This window comes from Candidatus Enterovibrio escicola, from assembly GCF_002464935.1.
Taxonomy (GTDB): Bacteria; Pseudomonadota; Gammaproteobacteria; order Enterobacterales; family Vibrionaceae; genus Enterovibrio; species Enterovibrio escicola.
Map to the genome: position 1 here is coordinate 390865 of NZ_NBYY01000009.1, position 19966 is coordinate 410830.

The 19966-nt window shown below is 40.2% G+C and carries 8 protein-coding genes, 3 tRNA genes, 5 pseudogenes and 1 other annotated feature; of the genes and pseudogenes, 10 read left to right on the top strand and 6 right to left on the bottom strand.

Annotated elements, in window-relative coordinates:
• Nucleotides 1-922 precede the first annotated feature (922 nt).
• Nucleotides 923-1366 (top strand) — a sequence feature (16S ribosomal RNA rRNA prediction is too short).
• Between the two features lie 217 nt (nucleotides 1367-1583).
• The 4 genes from BTN49_RS03425 to BTN49_RS13790 all read left to right on the top strand — a co-directional run bounded on the left by BTN49_RS03425 (nucleotide 1584) and on the right by BTN49_RS13790 (nucleotide 2891).
• Nucleotides 1584-1659, top strand: a tRNA-Glu gene (locus BTN49_RS03425).
• 1 nt (nucleotide 1660) lies between these two features.
• Nucleotides 1661-1736 (top strand) — tRNA-Lys (locus BTN49_RS03430).
• A 66-nt stretch (nucleotides 1737-1802) separates the two neighbouring features.
• Nucleotides 1803-1878, top strand: a tRNA-Val gene (locus BTN49_RS03435).
• 845 nt (nucleotides 1879-2723) lie between these two features.
• Nucleotides 2724-2891, top strand: coding sequence for a hypothetical protein (locus BTN49_RS13790; RefSeq protein WP_158523598.1), 168 nt, complete (start codon nucleotides 2724-2726; stop codon nucleotides 2889-2891).
• Between the two features lie 988 nt (nucleotides 2892-3879).
• On the opposite strand, the gene uvrA is transcribed toward BTN49_RS13790, so the two are convergent.
• Nucleotides 3880-6714 carry an excinuclease ABC subunit UvrA gene (uvrA, locus tag BTN49_RS03445; RefSeq protein ID WP_097356004.1) on the bottom strand — a complete coding sequence of 945 codons (2835 nt, stop codon included), beginning with the start codon at nucleotides 6712-6714 and terminating at the stop codon, nucleotides 3880-3882.
• Nucleotides 6715-7003: 289 nt separating this feature from the next.
• Entirely contained in the window at nucleotides 7004-7867 is an 864-nt protein-coding gene (galU, locus tag BTN49_RS03450) for a UTP--glucose-1-phosphate uridylyltransferase GalU (RefSeq protein WP_097356005.1), read from the bottom strand.
• Nucleotides 7868-8529: 662 nt separating this feature from the next.
• Here galU and BTN49_RS03455 point away from each other — a divergent pair.
• Together BTN49_RS03455 and BTN49_RS21865 are read left to right on the top strand one after the other, a co-directional pair.
• Entirely contained in the window at nucleotides 8530-8799 is a 270-nt protein-coding gene (locus BTN49_RS03455) for a DDE-type integrase/transposase/recombinase (RefSeq protein WP_097356006.1), read from the top strand.
• A 137-nt stretch (nucleotides 8800-8936) separates the two neighbouring features.
• Nucleotides 8937-9802 (top strand): annotated as a pseudogene (locus BTN49_RS21865) (IS982 family transposase).
• Nucleotides 9803-10115: 313 nt separating this feature from the next.
• On the opposite strand, the gene BTN49_RS19615 reads toward BTN49_RS21865, so the two are convergent.
• The 3 genes and pseudogenes from BTN49_RS19615 to glnE all read right to left on the bottom strand — a co-directional run bounded on the left by BTN49_RS19615 (nucleotide 10116) and on the right by glnE (nucleotide 13479).
• On the bottom strand, nucleotides 10116-10274 hold the full coding sequence (locus BTN49_RS19615) for a transposase (RefSeq protein ID WP_097356007.1): 159 nt from the start codon (nucleotides 10272-10274) through the stop codon (nucleotides 10116-10118).
• 12 nt (nucleotides 10275-10286) lie between these two features.
• Nucleotides 10287-10415: pseudogene (locus BTN49_RS20250) on the bottom strand (transposase); the annotation flags it as partial.
• A gap of 214 nt (nucleotides 10416-10629) precedes the next feature.
• Nucleotides 10630-13479, bottom strand: a complete 2850-nt coding sequence (gene glnE / locus BTN49_RS03475; RefSeq protein WP_097356009.1) for a bifunctional [glutamate--ammonia ligase]-adenylyl-L-tyrosine phosphorylase/[glutamate--ammonia-ligase] adenylyltransferase — start codon at nucleotides 13477-13479, stop codon at nucleotides 10630-10632.
• A 459-nt stretch (nucleotides 13480-13938) separates the two neighbouring features.
• Here glnE and BTN49_RS03480 point away from each other — a divergent pair.
• From BTN49_RS03480 to BTN49_RS17245, 4 genes and pseudogenes are all read left to right on the top strand, one after another.
• A pseudogene (locus BTN49_RS03480) lies at nucleotides 13939-14841 on the top strand (IS5 family transposase).
• An 818-nt stretch (nucleotides 14842-15659) separates the two neighbouring features.
• Nucleotides 15660-16238: a TIGR04211 family SH3 domain-containing protein gene (locus BTN49_RS03485; protein WP_190319193.1), complete on the top strand. Its 579-nt coding sequence runs from the start codon at nucleotides 15660-15662 to the stop codon at nucleotides 16236-16238.
• Nucleotides 16239-17042: 804 nt separating this feature from the next.
• Nucleotides 17043-17517: pseudogene (locus BTN49_RS21870) on the top strand (transposase); the annotation flags it as partial.
• 64 nt (nucleotides 17518-17581) lie between these two features.
• Nucleotides 17582-17677 (top strand): annotated as a pseudogene (locus BTN49_RS17245) (IS5/IS1182 family transposase); the annotation flags it as partial.
• A 268-nt stretch (nucleotides 17678-17945) separates the two neighbouring features.
• Here the strand turns inward: BTN49_RS17245 and BTN49_RS03495 are convergent.
• Entirely contained in the window at nucleotides 17946-19355 is a 1410-nt protein-coding gene (locus BTN49_RS03495; RefSeq protein WP_097356011.1) for a replicative DNA helicase, read from the bottom strand.
• Nucleotides 19356-19966: the final 611 nt, after the last annotated feature.

Below are 19966 nucleotides of genomic sequence, written 5' to 3' on the forward strand. Positions count from 1 at the left end.
CGTACATGGTATATAAAATCATCATCAGTGAACTGAGTGACTAAACGAATAACTCCGTTTTGCGGAATGGCCGTTATTATCTTGGTCAATTTGCTTCCTATTTTCGGACAGAAAAGAAACGTACGTTTTTTGCTGAGGAGCTTTGGACGGTGTGAGAACCCGGTGTGATGTCAGGACACAACAGTTGTTGTTAGTTAGTGGCTTAAATAATTTCATATCAAGGGGGCCTCCCTAACTGGTTTGAGATGATGATTAGGGGATATTAGAACTTAGAGTCAGCCCAAACTCCCGTGGGAAAAAGTAGTGAGAAACATTGAATAATAGGTGCAAGCCGGTACCTCCGTAACTTCACTTTAATTACAAAAGAAACATCGGTTGACTCCCCTATCAGGGGTCTTGGCAGGTTAGGTATTCAATAAGTTAAACATTTCGTCAGTAGGATTGGTAACTAAGTCGTCGAATCCTTTAAATATCACGGATCCTGAAAGAATTTATAATCCATGGAACATCAACTTCCTAAACGGAAATCGGATTACTAAACACATAGCCGTCGTGTAACACAGATGGTGAAAGCATGATTACTGAGAACAAAACCCTTCAGACTCTTTGTTAAGACAAAGTTGAAAGTTTTAACCTTAATCTAGATAAGATAAAGTTGTGTAGAGAGAGGTAAATTTTTAGGTGTAATGGTGAAATACGTGGTAGAGTGTGTTGCAATCAAAAGGAATATGAAAGGAGTGAAGGTGGATCCACTAGACAAAAATGATGCTTACATACGGAAATACGAGACGTGTTCATCTACGCCACAAACGAATTTTACGTAGAAATTGTAAGAATGAGACCTAAATATCCTCGCTATCGATTCAAGTTGATTGCTTGACAGGGACAGTCAGAAAATTCAAATGAATGATTGAGATTCATGACAAGAGGTGAAGCACATGGTTAAGTTTTCTGCCTTGCGAAGACCTCTTCTACTCTTAATACCCTCAGAAATGGAAAGAAATTATCTCTGGGAAATTCTCAAACAAGTACTATATAGTTATCTTCAACTAGTTTTGTGCAATGTTAGGTTAAGTTCTGCATTGAGCACACCACGTATCCTTAACTTCAAGTATATAGTATATTAAAGAGGGGAACTCTTAAGAAAACTGCGGATAATAGATTACAGGGAGAAGACAATGACGTCCAATTATCAGAGTTTTTCTGAGTGGATCTGTATACATGCTACAATGGCATATACAGAAGGCAGATCAGTGGAATGGAATCTCAAAAGTAGGTGATGGTCTGGATTATAGTTTGCAGCTAAAATCCTTGAAGTCGTAATTACTAGTAATGGTGAGTAAAAATGCTACGGTGAATACGTTTCTCATACGATAGGAGTAGTCTTGTAGCAAAAGGAAATATCTTTATCTTCATGGGAAGTTATTTATCTTGGTATCTGTCATGAGTGGAGTGAGTTATTAGGTAACCCTATGTTCAACTTGAACAGGATTGATTCCTTATTATTAAGGTAAATTTAACACGGATTGTATATATTGGAAAATAAAGATTAGTTGAAGCTTACAAAGCATAACCAATAAAGTGTCCCATTCGTCTAGAGGCCTAGGACACCGCCCTTTCACGGCGGTAACAGGGGTTCGACTCCCCTATGGGACGCCACGGGTCGTTAGCTCAGTTGGTAGAGCAGTTGACTTTTAATCAATTGGTCGCAGGTTCGAATCCTGCACGACCCACCATTTAACTGCAAGAAAGAGCGCGATTTGTTTTTTAATCTATATCAGTAATAAAGTAAAACGGCATGTGGGCGATTAGCTCAGTTGGTAGAGCACCTCCCTTACAAGGAGGGGGTCGCTGGTTCGAGTCCAGTATCGCCCACCATTTTTTAAATACCCGTATAAGCAATTATACTTCTAGACATGATCTACTGTGATCTAAATTAATTAAAAATCTAGTTCGGTAAGACCGTATATTATATACATATACTCTTTAGAAATATTGGAAAGTTTACTGGTTGCTGTCGCTTTTGCCATACAAAAATGTCATACTACTGACATTTCTTGAAAGAAATGTCATCTCTAGTTAAAACTGTAATGCATACTAAAATAAAGATACTTATATAAAGTACAGTCTAAACCACTTTTATTAATACCTCTCCCATAATTCCACTTAGCAATGAATGACGTGTTGTCATAACCTTTAACAGCAACTATCGCATTGAGTTCTGCACGGAAGTCTATAAGAATTTATGTATGAACAATAGCGTACCTTTACCTTTCTGATAACGCGAAGTAAAGAAGCAATCTGCCACAGTAGTTGCACGCCCTCCTTCATCTTAAGGGTACAGGTATTCTATCTTAAACCACCATCAAATACTCTAAAAACGTCATTAGGGAAACGATACCTAAGATTCGCTCTACCACATGTATTAAGGATGTATTTTATCTTGGTAATTGCCAAATTACTGACCGCATTGAAGTCAGTTCCCTTGGATAAAAATTAGTATGATCATTCAGCCACCGATTACTTGACTGATAAGGTTTGGCAAAATAGAACTCAGCGTCTGTGATTTCAGCAATCTCGTCATGTCCGACGGTCTATGTACCGTTATCTAATTTACAATATCAATAAATTTCTCAACCACTGTATCTGCCTACTTAATTTAGCATCTTTCTAATGAAGTAGAATTCATTGACTTTATCCACCTCGATAATAAGAAAAGATTTGTGCTAAAGCTCGATAACAGTATCAATTTCGAAAAGACTAAACTCGGTCTTTTTATCTTCAATATCAGGCTATTTCTCAATGCCAACATACTTCTTTATCCTTACCTTATCGTCGATATTCATCTTAATTTTGTAGAGTTTGCCATGATGGGGGAGATCCTTGTATAGTGCCACACCATTACCCCTATCATGCCATATATATCGGTAACGCCTACTTTTACTAAGCATTAAATCGAGTGACCTATGCTTGCTGAGACATTCCTGAAAAAATGCTTGCCTTCTCTCTAAGTACAGCCAAAAGCCATCAGGTTCGTAGCGTTAGGGCAGGTTCGTAGCGTTAGGGCAGGTTTCTTTAGCATGTTTGGATGCAAGGTGATGACAGTATACGCAATGAAAATTGTTTGGGAAATGATGCTTTCTTTCTTGACTGATAATGGAGTGAGCACAGTCAAATCTTCAGGAAATCTGGCTAGATAAATTACCCTTAGCCAATCACTGCTTAATATAAAATCGGTCATTGTCATTTAAGTGGTTATGATCCATGCACATCTCCAAACCAAAAGAGGATACGGAGAGTGTACTTTAGTCTAGCTAATTCTCCGCTAAGTCGTGCATTGTACCTGACGGAGGGCGAATTCATTTCAACAAAAAAATCCAAGTATCAAGATGACTCGGCTTGATAAGAAAGCGCTTATGCAGATCGCAGGTTAGTTACATCCAAAAGCAGATCAAATGAACCATGAGTAGCGATGACATTACTGTCATAGTATATCGAATGGCAAAATAATTTTAAGAGTGCGAAGGACGTCTGTTTCATGGAGGGCAAAGCTTAAAAAATCATAGCAAACCTCCAACCTGACGATGCAAGCAGTCCCATTGTTATATTATCGCGAACTTGACTATTAGTCCTTAGTATCATGCAAGGTTTCGAATACTTATTTTTGCTTCTTAATCACGATCATTTTCATAACCCGTATCTTGATCCTCCTTTTATTGAGACTCAAGCATCTTCAATGATCACGGGTATCCTAGATGTTGTTGATGACCAATAAATGTAACTACTTGTTTTAGTCTACATATCTATAGTCAGTGCTTAGTCACCTCTCATTAGGCGATAATAGTAACTGCCATGGTAACCATCATCGGAAGTATTCGCTTATGATGCTTTCTTTTTCAGTAAGGGTTTCAAGAAACGCGCAGTATGTGAACCTTTTACCTTAACTATATTTTCTGGTGTCCCTTCTGCGATAATTCGCCCACCACCGCTTCCTCCTTCTGGTCCTAAATCAAGAATCCAATCTGCTGTTTTAATGACATCAAGGTTATGCTCGATCACCACTATGGTATTACCGTGATCACGTAGGCGATGCAGTACCGTTAATAACTGTTGAATATCATGAAAATGTAGACCTGTAGTAGGTTCATCTAGGATATACAAAGTGCTCCCAGTGTCACGTTTAGATAGTTCACGTGCCAATTTAACACGCTGTGCTTCTCCACCCGACAGTGTGGTTGCCGCTTGACCCAAACGAATGTAAGACAAACCAACGTCCATAAGTGTTTGTAGTTTACTAAAAATGGAGGGAATAGCATGGAAATACTTATGTGCATCTTCTACCGTCATTTCCAAGACTTGATCTATGGTTTGTCCTTTGTAAATGACTTCTAACGTTTCACGATTGAACCGTTTGCCCTTACAAGTTTCACACGGTACGTAGATATCTGGCAAGAAATGCATTTCTATCTTTATAACACCGTCACCTTTACAAGCTTCACAACGTCCTCCTTTCACGTTGAAGCTGAAGCGTCCGACTTTATATCCACGTGAACGTGACTCTTGAGTACTAGCGAATAGCTCTCGAATTGGTGTGAAAATCCCCGTGTAAGTAGCTGGATTTGAGCGAGGAGTACGGCCAATGGGACTCTGGTCAATGTTGATGACTTTATCGAAATGATCAATGCCTTCAACCGCTTGGTAAGGTGCAGGTTCAGCAGTATTCGTACCGTTTAAATTCTGGTGGGCAATCCTATAAAAGGTATTGTTTATAAGCGTCGATTTTCCTGAACCTGAGACTCCTGTCACACAGGTAAATAAACCTATAGGTATGGTCAGGTTGACGTTATTTAGGTTATTACCATTTGCTCCCCACAGTTTGACGACCCGATCTGGGTCATAAGGTACACGTTGTTTAGGCAACATAATTTTCTTTTTACCACTAAGGTATTGTCCCGTTAGCGATGCTTCATTAGAAATGATGTCTTCATAGCTGCCTTCGGCAACTACATAACCACCGTGTACTCCTGCACCGGGACCAATATCGATGATGTGATCTGCAGTACGAATAGCCTCTTCGTCGTGTTCTACCACCATCACCGTATTACCCAAGTCTCGAAGGTGAATCAGTGTGCTGAGCAGACGTGCATTATCACGCTGATGAAGGCCTATTGACGGTTCATCCAGAACGTACATCACACCCATCAATCCTGCACCAATTTGGCTTGCCAGACGAATGCGCTGCGCTTCTCCCCCTGAAAGGGTGTCGGCGCTACGTGATAAATTAAGGTAGGTGAGACCAACATTGACTAGAAAGTCAAGACGATCATGAATTTCTTTTAAGATTTTATTGGCGATTTGTGCGCGTTGTCCAAGAAGTGACAAATTTGCGATAAAATTCAATGCCTGATGAATACTCATTTCACAGATAGTGGGTAGGTTTGTTTCACCCACAAACACGTGGCGTACTTCTTCACGTAGACGTGAACCCCTGCAACAGGTACATGTTCTAGTCGAAACATATTTCCTGAGATCCTCACGTACGGCCATGGATTTTGTGTCATGATAGCGACGATTTAGGTTGTTCAATACCCCTTCGAACGGGTGCTTGCGTATGGTGATATCACCACGGTCGTTGACGTACTTAAAGGTAATATCGGTAGAACCAGATCCGTTAAGTACAATATCTTGTATGGTTACTGGCAAGTTTCCCCATGGGGTTTCAATGTCAAAGGTATAGTGTTCTGCCAGCGATCTCAGCATTTGGGAGTAATAAATATTCCGACGATCCCAACCGCGAACTGCACCACCAGCAAGGCTAATTGCTGCATTTTGAATGACACGTTTTTGATCGAAGTATTGCTGAACACCTAGGCCTTCACAGGTTGGGCAGGCGCCTGCTGGATTATTAAATGAAAACATCCGTGGTTCCAGCTCTTGCATACTGTATCCACAATGTGAACAGGCAAAGTTTGCTGAGAATACCATGTCCTCACCCTCACCTTCCATCAACCCAATTACAGCCGTACCACCTGTTAGTTCTAGTGCGGTTTCAAACGAGTCTGCCAGACGTTGCAGCAGGTCGTCGCGTACTTTGAAGCGATCAACCACTACTTCGATGGTGTGTTTATTATGCAAAGCCAATGTCGGTGGAGTAGATAAATCATATACTTTCCCGTTAATACGGGCGCGGATAAAACCATGTGCCACCAAGTTTTTTAGTGTTTGAAGGTGTTCACCTTTACGTTCTTTTACAATTGGTGCAAGCAATATTAGTTGGGTGCCTTCTTCCAGTTCCATCACTTTATCGACCATTTGACTAACGGTTTGTGCTTCTAACGTGACATTGTGGATAGGACAACGAGGATCACCGACGCGCGCATAGAGTAAGCGTAAATAATCATATACTTCAGTGATGGTGCCAACAGTTGAGCGTGGATTGTGCGAAGTGGACTTTTGTTCAATAGAAATAGCGGGCGATAGACCGTCTATATGGTCTACGTTTGGTTTTTCCATCAACGATAAAAACTGACGCGCATAGGTAGACAGGGATTCTACATAACGACGCTGACCTTCAGCATACAACGTGTCGAAGGCCAGTGAGGACTTACCAGAACCAGACAAACCAGTGATCACAATCAATTTGTCTCTCGGTATGGTCAGATTAATATTTTTAAGATTATGGGTGCGAGCTCCTCTCACATCGATCGTATCCATGTTCTCCTTGTTTATTGTCTATTGCATGTCATATAACAAAATCAACCCTTATTCTCTTGAAGTCGCAACATTTCTGACGACAATTCATACTTATTTACTGTAGGTGACCTATATCCATGGGACTTAATCATTAACCTCTGCACTGCAACGAAAATGAAGTTAGGTATCACTGAATCTATCAGTATCCCATAAACAAGTGGCGTGGAAAAGAACAAGGCTGGATATTTAGACAGCCTTGTTCATGTCTATAACAACAGATATGAGCGCTATTGTACGTATAAAGTGAAAGTTAGTACTTTACCGTTGTATGTGATTGATTAGGTGCATCAGAGGTTAGATAAATGTTTTCGTAGCAATAGTTAGTAGCTTCGATAAATCCTTCCACGCTACCACAATCAAACCGCTTACCTTTGAATTTATGTGCCAGTACACAACCATCTTTGGCTTGCTTAAGTAGAGCATCGGTAATTTGAATTTCCCCATTCTTACCAGGTACAGTATGCTCGAGAATCTCAAAAATATCTGGGGTCAGAATATAGCGGCCAATGATCGCTAAATTGCTTGGTGCAGTGCCAAGTTCTGGTTTCTCAACCATGTTGTCGACACGAAATAAATCATGTTTTATTTCCTGACCAGAAATCACACCGTATTTGTGTGTTTCATTTTCTGGCACTTCTTCTACTGCTACAATTGAACAGCGAAATTGTTTGTATAGTGTGACCATTTGAGCCAAAACACCTTGCTCTTGGTTGATGCAAAGGTCATCGGCAAGTACAACCGAAAAGGCGTCATCACCCACTAATTCTTGACCTGTCAGAATCGCATGACCTAAACCACACATTTCTTTTTGGCGAATGTACGTGAACGAAGCAGCATAGATGGTTGCACGAATATCTTCCAGCAATGCTTCCTTGTTAGTACCTCGGATCTGATGTTCAAGTTCATAATTTTTATCAAAGTGATCCATCAAGCTGTATTTTCCACGACCTGTAACGATACACATTGCGTTAATTCCTGCTTGAATTGCTTCATCTACGCCGTATTCAATCAATGGTTTATTAACAATGGGCATCATCTCCTTTGGCATTGATTTGGTTGCGGGAAGAAAACGGGTACCATAACCAGCAGCGGGGAACAGGCACTTCTTAATCATCAGATATCCTTATTTGATCATATCCAGAATGTCGGCAAGATACTTAAAATATTAGACAGATAGGATCTATTCACTAACTCTATCCATTTTGCCAATTACTATAAGTATTAGATGAGGTTAGCTCATGGAATAAAAATCGAGACACTTTTTACTTTATGCTAAATGCTAGGCCAACAGGTTTTATGTACTTAAACCGAGACGCGCTGCAATCTCAATGCCTAAGTAACCATAAAGTGGCTTATGCTTCTACTTCGTAGATTTGTGATATGATCTATGTATTTGAAGGTTTCTATAATAATTAGAAATTTATATATTTAGGCTCGGTTAATCCTTGATAAGTTTTTTTAAATAGCAAGGTGAAGTGTTATAATCACTTTGCCAACAAAGACCGACAGACAACAACATACCTAGAACCCTGTTAATTGATAATCGCTAAAAACTATTATTGCAACTAAGGAGGAGTACTGGTCTTGTTTATAACAAGAGAGAATATAGGATTCTATCACAAACTGAAAAGCTAAGTTATGATCTTATCAGCATTCATTATCTTTAGCATTATGACTATCAATTTTTCGGGGCGATACTTGCTTTCCAACATCACCCTTTAGGTTGTTCTCTATTACGCTTTTTATAAACTCAGTTACCGTGAAATCGAAGAGATCATGGCTAAGTGGGATATCAAGCTTGATCACTCAACTATCAATCTGTGGGTTATCAAATATTCTATTTTGCTAGAACAGCAAGTTCGTCGAATAAAGAAGTGTGTTACCTCTTCGTCACGGATGGACAAGGCATATATCAACGTCAAAGGTCAGTGGAAGTATTATTATCTGGCTATTGATAAGTTCGGTAATGTCATTAAATTTCTACTTTGTAAACATCGTTTTGATAAAGAGGCTCTTGCCTTATTCAACAAGGTAAATAGGCCGTAATCATTTACTTTAAAAAGTGGTAATTGATAAGAGTAGTGACAAGTAGTTAACCTGAACTGCGCATAAGAAATGAACTAAATGCTAAAGTTGCGATCTGACCGTTTGAAATAAACTATTGACTGCACAAGTCCTTGTTCATGAATAACTTAGACGCCGTTTTCGTCGATGTCAACGACTTCTGCCAGACTTTCATTCCTGCATGGAAAAAATGCCTAATTTCTTCCGGTATTAAACAAAGAAACAAGCTTTCTTGCCTCTGAATTAGCGAAGTTATGACGATAGTGATAGCTTTCTATCAATCTTGGTATTGAGACTTCAAAACCTATTACATCCACTTTGTAGGTCGCTACCTCACCAACGAATTTCCTGAATTAGTCAGCTACACGCAAATGCGCAAGTTCATGCGAGGTGTTCTGGTTCCGCTTTTTTCTTACCTCATTCACCAACAGGCAAAGTCGACAGGAATTGCCTTCATTGATTCGTCTAAGCTACAGGTTTGTCACAACCTCCGCATTCTCAGACATCAGGTTTTTAAGGTACCCCGAAGCAAGGAAAAGGAACCATGAGGTGGTTCTACGGTTTCAAATTATAACTTATTATCCATGATTAAGCTAGCTTTATCTCAGTCAAAGTGACGACGACTAACGTGGATGATAAAAAGCCTGTATCGGAAAAGGTTGACGAACTTTAGAGATGTTGATATGGAGATAAAGATTATATCTCTGCTCCATTAGAGTAGGAACTTGCAGACAAGGGAGTGACACTAATCACGGGTGTAAAAAACATGAAACCCAAAGTTATGAAACTTTGAAACCGCCTGATACTCCGGAAACGATTTATTATTGAAACCGTTTTTAACCAACTAAAAAACATATCCCAAATCAAGCATTCTCGGCACGGTAATTGTAGCAGCTTTATGGTCAACTTACTGGCAGGGCTTATCGCGTATTCATTTCAACCAAAGATGCCTAAATTTGATAAGCAAGTGCTTATAAAGATCTGAGGTTAGTTAGCGTTGCTAAATATTAACATCTAATTTTAGTTTACGGAGAGGATGCTCAACTTGATTGAAGTACTTCAAGTTAAGTATGTAAACAACCTAGTCGAGCAAAGCCCGCGGCTGGTTACATGCATCCGTTTCGAGAATGCAATTAGATGAAGGCGCCACTTCAACATTCACCGTTATAGAGCTGTGGTCGATGATTAAAAATGGATAGCTCAACAACCCAGAGCTTTATCTGTTTGGGATTAACTTTACGCACTTACAGCCTGATTTCCCTTAAAAATCAGTATATTTCTCCTTCTGTATAACTTTGCTACAGCACCGATCTTTTTGGTTGGAACGTATAAGCAATGAATATTGCAATCCGCTTGACCATAAAGTTGACATTACTTCGATGCCAAGAATGCTCTATTTGGGATATGCTCTTTAATTGTTCAGAAACTGCCTCGGTGATAAATCGTTTTATTAACATAAGATAACCCCTTTATCTCCATATGAATGCTCCCCAGAGATTATCTTCCAGATAAGGCATGGGTTCTCTGTCATCAACATTGGCTGTTATTACCTTCACATGAATGATATCGCCTTGGTCGTTGACGATAAGGTTAAGTTTAAAGCCATAGAATCAGCACATCGTCCCCTTACCTCGTAAGGCCACCCCCTCAAACATTCAATGCGGTGGTATACGTAAATTATGACAGAGGGCACTATATCTTGGTAGTAAGTGAACATAATAAATGATAATAGAGAAACTAAATCACTAGTTTAGTTCAACATCCTAGATATAAGATAGTCAACAATGCCACAATTTCAAGTAAAAGAATATCCTATTTTTCCATCCATATCGACCAAGCATCCTTTACAGCTTTACGCTGTTCTACAAATTCGTTCGTGCTAATTTCCACCGATACATCCAATAGATTTAGACGATGAATTTCATCACGCATTTGTACGTAAGCATCACGTAATCTAAGTGCTTGCGCTGTATCGAGAATCCCCACCTTCACAAGATCTCCAAGAATACGTACATTATCGCTCCAACGTGTCAAAACTGGTTCGTCGTGGCTATTTGCGAGAACTAGGTACTGGGTCAAAAACTCAATATCGATGATACCCCCTAGATCTTTCTTGAGATGAAACACCCCTTTTTTTCTCCTGATAAAAGACTCATACATTTTTACCCGCATATCTACGACCTCTCGACGCAACACAGCAATATCTCGCAGTTTAGTCAATATTTGCCTACGCACCTTTGAAAACCCTTGTGATAGATCTCTATCTCCGAAAATAATACGTGTTCGCACAAGTGCCTGATGTTCCCAAGTCCATGCTTCTTTATCCTGATACTCTTGGAACCATTCAAGAGTACTGACCAACATTCCTGACGCCCCTGACGGGCGCAAGCGCGTGTCGATCTCATACAGAACTCCATAGGTCGTTCTGGTTGAAAACAAATGGACAATCCGTTGTGCTAAACGCAAATAGAATTGACGACCATCAATCTCCTTAGGACCGTCGGTATACACGTTATCTGGACAATCGTGCAAAAACACCAAATCGAGATCTGAGCTATAACTGAGTTCATTACCACCAACCTTACCATATCCAATCACGGCGAACCTTCGACCTGTCCCGCTCACGAGATGCATTGGTTGACCGTATTTCTCAGATATTTGATACCACGCCTGATTGACAACTGCTTCAACAATCACTTCTGCTAAGTAAGTCAGGTGATCACTCACTTCCATCACTGGTAACACACCCGTAATATCGGCAGCTGCAATTCGCAACAACTGGGTTTGTTTGAACTGACGTATCATCTCCATTTGCTGCTCCATATCCTCTTCTGGAATACGAACTGAAAATTCAAACAGTTCTTTTCGATATTCTTCAAGTCCCGTAGGGTTATACAAATGCTGCAGGTCTAACAGTTCATCGAGCAAAATAGGGAATTCTGTTAGTTGATCTGCGATCATCGGGCTGGCACTACACAATCGAACTAGCTGTGTGATCGCGCCGTGATGTTCATTTAAAAGCTCTAGGTAAGTAGTACGTGTGGCAATTCGTACCAATAGCTTCAGAACCCGTTCTAACACTACCAATCCATCCTCACGATACAAAATATTATTAAGAACATGAGGCATCAGTCGATTTAGTACCTCACGACCCCGAGGTCCAAGGGTACGCTTGGCAAGCTCTTGTTTAAAACGAAGCAAGACTCTTGCTTTTTTAACCGAATGATTGGTTCGAATATCTTGCGAGATCTTTTCAATACAGTCGGTATCTAGCACTGTATTCCAAATCTCACTAAACACTGTCACGCTCTTATCATTTTCAATGCCTTCATCGTCTCCAATTAGATCGTCAAAAATCCGATGCACGCCAGACATATGGACGTGAATTTTATCATAAAGCTGAACCCAGTCTTTTGTTCCCATCATAAGGACCAAACGTTGTTGATCTAATGAAGATTCCGGCAAGGTCTGTACTTGCTTATCACCGATCGCCTGTAGCAGATTTTCAACTCGCCGCAAATAACGATAGGATGCTTCAAGCATCTCAACATCTTCCTCTGATAAAAGATTCAACGAACGCAGAGCCTCTAACGTAGAGAAAAAACCACGTTGACGAAGAATAGGATCGCGACCACCACGAATTAGCTGAAAAGATTGCACAATGAATTCAATTTCACGAATACCGCCTACGCCAAGCTTGATGTTATTGATCACCCCACGACGACGCGCTTCGCTACGAATCATCGCCTTCATTCGACGCAGTGATTGAATGGCACTAAAATCAAGATAGCGTCGAAAGATAAAAGGCCGCAATAACTGACATAGTCTTTGGGAACATTCAAATTGCTCCTTGCCCATGACGCGTGCCTTGATCATGGCGTAGCGTTCCCAATTTCGTCCCTGTTCTTGATAGTAATCTTCCATAGCAGCAAAGCTCATGACTAACGGTCCACTGTCACCAAAGGGACGAAGACGCATATCAACTCGATAGCAAAAACAGTCATACGTTTTCTGATCAAGTGATTTAATCAGCTTCTGCCCTAAGCGGGTGAAAAACATTGAATTTTCCATACTACGGTGAGTGCCTTGGGTTTCTCCATTTTCTGGATAAGTAAATATAAGATCAACATCAGAAGAGAAGTTAAGCTCACCACCACCCAATTTTCCCATCCCTAAGATCAGCATAGGTTGTGGCTTTCCATCAGCATCACAGGGAGTGCCCCATTTAATACAGCAATGGCGATAAAGCCAGTCGTATGCCTCCATGATCAGGGCTTCAGCAAGTTTCGATAAATGAGAAAGGCTGTCATCAAGTGATATCAGGTCATTAAAATCATTCCACGCCAACCAAACCATTTCTCTTCGTCGAAAGATCCGAAGCTCACGCATCAGACCATTTTCAGATTGTTGTCTATTTAAATGTGCTTTGAGAGTCACTCGATACTGATCACTACGGTGGCCTGACATAAGATTATCCATAAGCCAAGGCAGTAGTGTTTTATCGTGTAATATAGCCTCCGCGATAAAATCACTCAGCGCCAGTGATCGGATTAACTGCTCACGCACAACACCTTTCCAGGGTTCAAGATTGTCCAGTTGAGTATCAAAAATAGAATTCAACGCTCGAGTAGCACAGTGCTCAAGTTCATCAGGTAGCGACATAATGTTTTCCTATTAGCCACACTTATAATCAATCATGCAAACAACGTTACCGTAAAAAAATATTCGAGCAGTTAACGCTGATTACGTTGGACGATCCTACCAATAGTTAGGGGTTGATGATCTTTGCTGTACAAAACTCATTTAACAAGACAACAACCACACTAACATTAATATCAGTAACATCCTGTAACATAATTTCTTTCGGATTTGTTATATCTAGCCAAAAATAAACGATATTATTTGATTCTCCAAAAGGTATTCTTTATATAAAAAACGATACTCATATAGAGAAAACCTCTACTATTTTTATCGACATTTCACCCATAATCTCGCTTATCAATGACGCTCTTTCCACCTTTAAACCGTGTTTTTTCAAAATATCTGAACTAATCGCAATTCCTACGATCAGATCATCATGGAGTTAAATAGGAAGTGATGATGGGAAAGTGAAAGCACAAGATCAGCAACTGGAAATAATATAATCAAGCATTAGTAAACCGTGGCTCAGTCACCTTTTGGATAAATGACGCTGCCATTAAGGTATGATTAAGGTATGCATTGTCTAATGCATCACGGTCATCGTGGCAGTGGGTTTACATTTTCGGATACGGCGATTGAAACGGCACTGATTGTGAAAGGTATTTTTAAACTCCTACTTAGTGGATTAGAAGGTGTACTCAATTTAGTTTTTATGTTGATGAATATCTCGCTGAAATCCCCTACAGACACCTGCATTAGTAATGCCTTCGAAGACCGTAAAAGTTAAGTACCGTTTGCCGAGTAGAAGAGCTCTCCACGTCGTGGTGGATGCCACAGGCTTAAAATATACGGCGAAGGTAAATGGAAAACGCGTAAACACGGTAAGGAAAAGTGGTGTATCTAGCGTAAACTTCATCCTGCCGTTGATGTGTTTACTTATGAGGTTATTGTTGCAGAAGTTAGCCTAGTTTCTATGAGTGACAATGAGGTTTTACCTATATTACTTAACCCATTACGATGAAAGATACAGCAAGTCAGTACTGATGGAGCCTATGAGGCAAGAGCATATCACCACGTACTAAAGAACAAAGGAATATCGCCCAGTATTCCACCTCTAAGCAACGTGGGGTATTGGAAGGAAGTACATCCTAAAAATGAAGCTGTAAAAGCTTTAAAAGAGGACAAACTGGCGGAATGGAAAAGGACAGGTATTATCAAAAATGCTCATGAGCAGAGACAGAAATGTTTCGCTATAGACAGTTGCTCAACCCTAAACTTCCTCTTCGTAATTACAATGCTCAAGTTAGTAAAGCGTTAGCAAATGTGAAAGCGATGAATAAAGTTATAAGACTCGGTATGCCTGTTCGACAGCAGACACATTAAGACTGTAAAAAATATTAGGATCAGTGCGTTATAGGCCTTATTTAATCAACAACGCCTCTCCACACTGGTGATGATTTTCGGCTACATTTATATCTCCCAGAAATGGGGCACTTGTTTTGCGCCAGCCAACGGTTATGAAGGTATTAAATGGATCTTTAATTTATTGATGGTTGTGACAGTATTTACAAAGGGTTCATAATGATGTAGCCACCGCAATCGGTTCTCAGTTAGCCATTGTGTTAATGATTAAGAATCATGGATCAAATTAGCAATAAAGCGTACATTGCCTACTGGATATAACCATTCGGCCGTATGGGTATGGGTACTTTAGTGGATTTGCAACGTTGGGTCACAAGGTTACCGGCGGTATTGACCTTACGCACTCTCACCGAATAGCAGTTTTACGACCCAGATTGTAATCGCTTTCACCGTAGTATTGGTATCAAAACAGGTCTAGCTATTTCCACTAAACAAACACTCGTTTTGGTGTAGGATTCATCCTTGGTTCCGTAATATCGGTGCATTAAATTTTAGCGCATTGAAAAACCTTGTTGCATCGTAGGGGTAACCTTACCTAGCGGTACACTACTGTCAGTAGTGTTATTTTATGTCATCCAAGCTACGCTCCGTTAACACGAAAGTACTTTCATCACGTTATTGGATAATAATATCCGTCTCCAGTCATGAAAAGACTGGTTCTGCCTCACTTTTTTTGTACCTAGCAGGCATAATTTTTAATATCTAATACAAACAAAATTCACAACCAACCAAAGGAATAACCCGTGAATCAATTTTTTTCTGTTCTGGCTGTGATACTAATGTTTGCAGCTCCAGTCACACAAGCGCAGGACAACTATATTTCTGATGAGCTTTTCACATATATGCACTCAGGTGCTGGATCTCAATTCAGGATTATCGGTAGTGTAGATGCAGGTTCAAAAATTACGATTTTGGATATAAACCGTAGTGCTGGTTACACGCAAGTACTCGATGACCGAGGTCGTAAAGGCTGGGTCGAAAGTAAGTTTATAACCAGTCAACCAAGTTTAAAAATACGAGTGCCTACGCTCGAGAAAGAATTGTTACAAATTAAGTCTGCATTAGTAAGTGCTCAAGGCGATTCGGAAGTAAAAACCAAAGGCTTAATTGAATCACTAAATCAGCGTAATTCTCAGTTAAAATCGATTGAAGGTCACACCAAAGAACTCAACCAAAAGCTGGTTGACGCACAAAGAGAAATTCGCGAATTGCGTGCTCGCATCGATACCCAGAAAGACGATCTTCTGATGCGTTACTTTGCATATGGGGGTATGGTAGCAGGTGGTGGTTTGCTACTTGGTTTACTCCTGCCACACCTGATTCCGCGTCGTAAAAAACGTAACAAAGGTTGGGCATAATTATATTCAATATAAGCACCCTTGAAGGTGGGAAATATCAATGCTTTTAATCGGTCGAAATGGTTAGAGTAAAAAGAGCAGGTTGCTCATTTTTGGAGTATGATAACCCTATAGAGGATAAAGAATGGCCAAACATCGACTGTTTTACCTCTTCAGACGACCTTCTCCAGTTCGAGACCGTCAAGTCGACATCATACGGTTAGGTTACATCGCTTGCCACACTCAGCTATTGGTATGCCTACACAGTAATCCGTAAAATTAACCGGAGAATCAACCGAAGTTTTCATAGGATGGATTCATAAGAATCCACCTTCATATATCCGTTCGGTATCGTAGCATAATATCGAGCTGCCGTTTTTCTCTTTATCACCCTACCCATCGCCTTTAGGCAGTATACCCTCACCGTGGCAAATCAAAAAACCATAATAACGGATCATGTTGAAGTGTTTATTCGAAATATAGTCTACCACTCTTTAAATTTGCTTTGGCAAGTGGTTTCAGTACTCACATGTAAGCATGATAGCCTTTGCTGTAGTTACGAAGGCAGAACTGTGAGGGAAATCGTTTTTAAATAACGGTCTAGATAGTTGATGCTCAACTGGATGTTATCGATCTTTTTGGCAAAGTGGACTTTTCAGTGTATCTTGTACGGATAGTCAAGATAATTATTCCATTTCAATTCATCTTGGATATGGGTATAAATATCAGCCAACACCTCAAGACTAGTATACACTCAGGTCTGTATCTACCCATAATTATTGAAGATGCATGATTTTCGTCGATGTCGACGACTTCTGATAGACTTTCCTTCCTGCATGGGCAAAGTACCTAATTTCTTCCGGTATCAAATAAAGAAACAAGCCTTCTCACCTCATCAATTAGCGAAGTGATGACGATAGTAATAGCTTTCAATCAATCAGGGTATCGAGACTTCAAAACTTATTACATCCACTTTATTTGTGTTACCTTACTCACCATCAGGCAAGGCCGACAGAGATTGCCTTTGTTGATTCGTTTAAGCTACAGGTTTATCACAACCTACGCATTCTCAGACATCATGTTTTTAAATGTACCGATAAGCGAGGAAAAGGGACGATTGGCTGGTTATACGGTTTCAAATTACACCTTATTATCAATGATCAAGGTGGCATTATCTCAGTCAAAGTGACGACGGATAACGAGTGTAAAAAACATATCCCAAATCGAGCATTTTTGGCACCGTTCTTCTATCATCTTTATGGTTAATTTGCTGGCAGATCTCGTCGCGTATTCATTTTAACTAAAGAAGCCGAACATCAAGGTGACTTGGCTTGATAAGCAAGTACTTATGCAGATCTGAGGTTAATTATAATGCTCAAGTTAGTGAAGTGCTGGCAAATATGAAAACGATGAAAAAAGTTATAAGCCTCGGTATGCCTATTCGACAGCAAACAAATTAAGATTGTAAAAAATAGTGGGATCAGTGCGTTATAGGCCTTATTTTAATCCACAACGCCACCTGATAATCCCAACATATCGAGCTACATCTTCAACAAGCAACTTTTCCCCCCAAAGAATAACCTCGATCACCAACATGATCGATTAAATCATGGTCTTAATTATCGCCCAAGTACGACTTTTGTTGGCCATACTCCAAATGACTTCGAGATTGTGATTTAAGGCTCAAAGATGAAGATAGGTAGTTGCCACTTTCACCATTTTTCTCCGTTATTCATCACCAAACGTAGAACCTGCGTAATTATCAAATCGGGAGAAACGGCCTTGAAAAGTCAATCTAACAGAGCCAATAGGACCGTTACGCTGCTTACCAATGATAATTTCCGCAATCCCTTTCAGGGAGCTATCTGTGTTATAGACCTCATCGCGGTAAATAAACATGATAAGGTCGGCATCTTGCTCAATCGCCCCTGATTCACGAAGATCTGAGTTTATTGGACGTTTGTCTGCACGTTGCTCCAAGGAACGATTAAGCTGCGACAGTGCAACAACAGGCACGTCAAGTTCCTTTGCCAGTGCTTTTAACGACCGGCTAATCTCAGAAATTTCCTGAGTTCTATTGTCTTTCATCCCCGGTACACGCATAAGTTGAAGGTAATCAATCATGATCATAGAAAGACCACCATGTTCACGCGCAACCCTGCGAGCACGAGAACGAATGTCCGTTGGTGTCAAACCAGAACTGTCATCAATATACATGTTCTTCTTCTGAGTAAGAAGACCCATGGTGGAAGAAATTCTAGCCCAGTCTTCATCGTCCAGTTGTCCAGTACGTATTTTAGTTTGATCGACACGAGAAAAAGAAGCTAACATACGCATCATTAGCTGTTCAGCAGGCATTTCGAGCGAGAAGATCAGCACAGGTTTTTCCTGATCCATAGAGGCATTTTCACACAAGTTCATTGCAAAGGTAGTTTTGCCCATTGATGGACGAGCCGCTACAATGATCAAATCTGAGTTCTGTAAACCTGCAGTTTTCTTATTAAGATCAGTAAAACCAGTAGAAATACCTGTTACTCCATCTTGCGGTGTTTTTAACAGTAATTCTATCCGCTCAAGAGTCTTTTCCAATACGGTTTCAACATTCTTTGGCCCTTCATTTTCACTGGTACGCGCTTCTGCGATAGCAAAAACTTTACTCTCTGCCATATCAAGCAACTCTGCAGATGTCCGTCCCTCTGGTTCGTATCCTGCATCAGCGATCTCATTAGCAACTCTGATAAGATTGCGTACGACGGCACGTTCCTGAACGATGTCTGCATAAGCCACAATATTCGCTGCACTTGGTGTATTGTTTGCCAACTCAGCCAAATAGGCAAAGCCACCCACGTCTTCTAACTGATTTAGCTTCTCAAGGTGTTCAGATAAAGTAATAAGATCAAGTGGTTGACTGGTATCCAACAACTTTTTAGTGCCTTCAAAAATTAATCGGTGTGAACGACTATAGAAGTCTGCCGTAACCACTTTTTCGACTACGCTATCCCAGCGTTCATTTTCCAGCATTAAACCACCGAGAACAGATTGCTCTGCTTCTAAAGAATAAGGAGGCATTTTGAGAGCCTCTACCTGACGATCCTGAGATTTACTGAAGTTAAATTGCTTGCCACGTTGCTCTACCATATCACTCATTACCTTATAATTACGCCTGTCATTATAGCCCTATCATGATTCCAATAACTATTGGAACCACAAAATGCACAGTAATGACATAATTCTTTTTCAATTTAACATTTTGTTGTTATTGTTATACATAGGGCATTTCCACTAAAACATCGCCCTGACAGTTGTAATAGTAAATCCATATGGACACCATCCTGTTGAAACCACTTTTTCTTCGTCTCCCGACACTGCTATTACGTAGGTTAGCCGATATACTTACCAAAGTGACGTTCTAAACTAGAATTAGTTTTTAGGTACTTTCACCTAAATCGATTCGCGTAACTATCAACGATCGACCCAGCATAAGCGATACCGAAAATCGGAGATTTAATACTTCATAAGCGACATTTCTTCTGGTCGAGAAATCCTAGATGGAAGAGAATAAATATAAAGGTCGCAATAGGACGTCAAGCCAACTACAAATTTAGTCATGTATCTCGTTCTGTCTTCAATAAGTCGATTTCTGTATAAAAAATGAATTCTTTCATGGATTACAAATCCTTGTTAAGACACATGACATCTGTAGTAGCCGACAACTGGGTTACCTGTTATACCACTGAACAATTCAACTT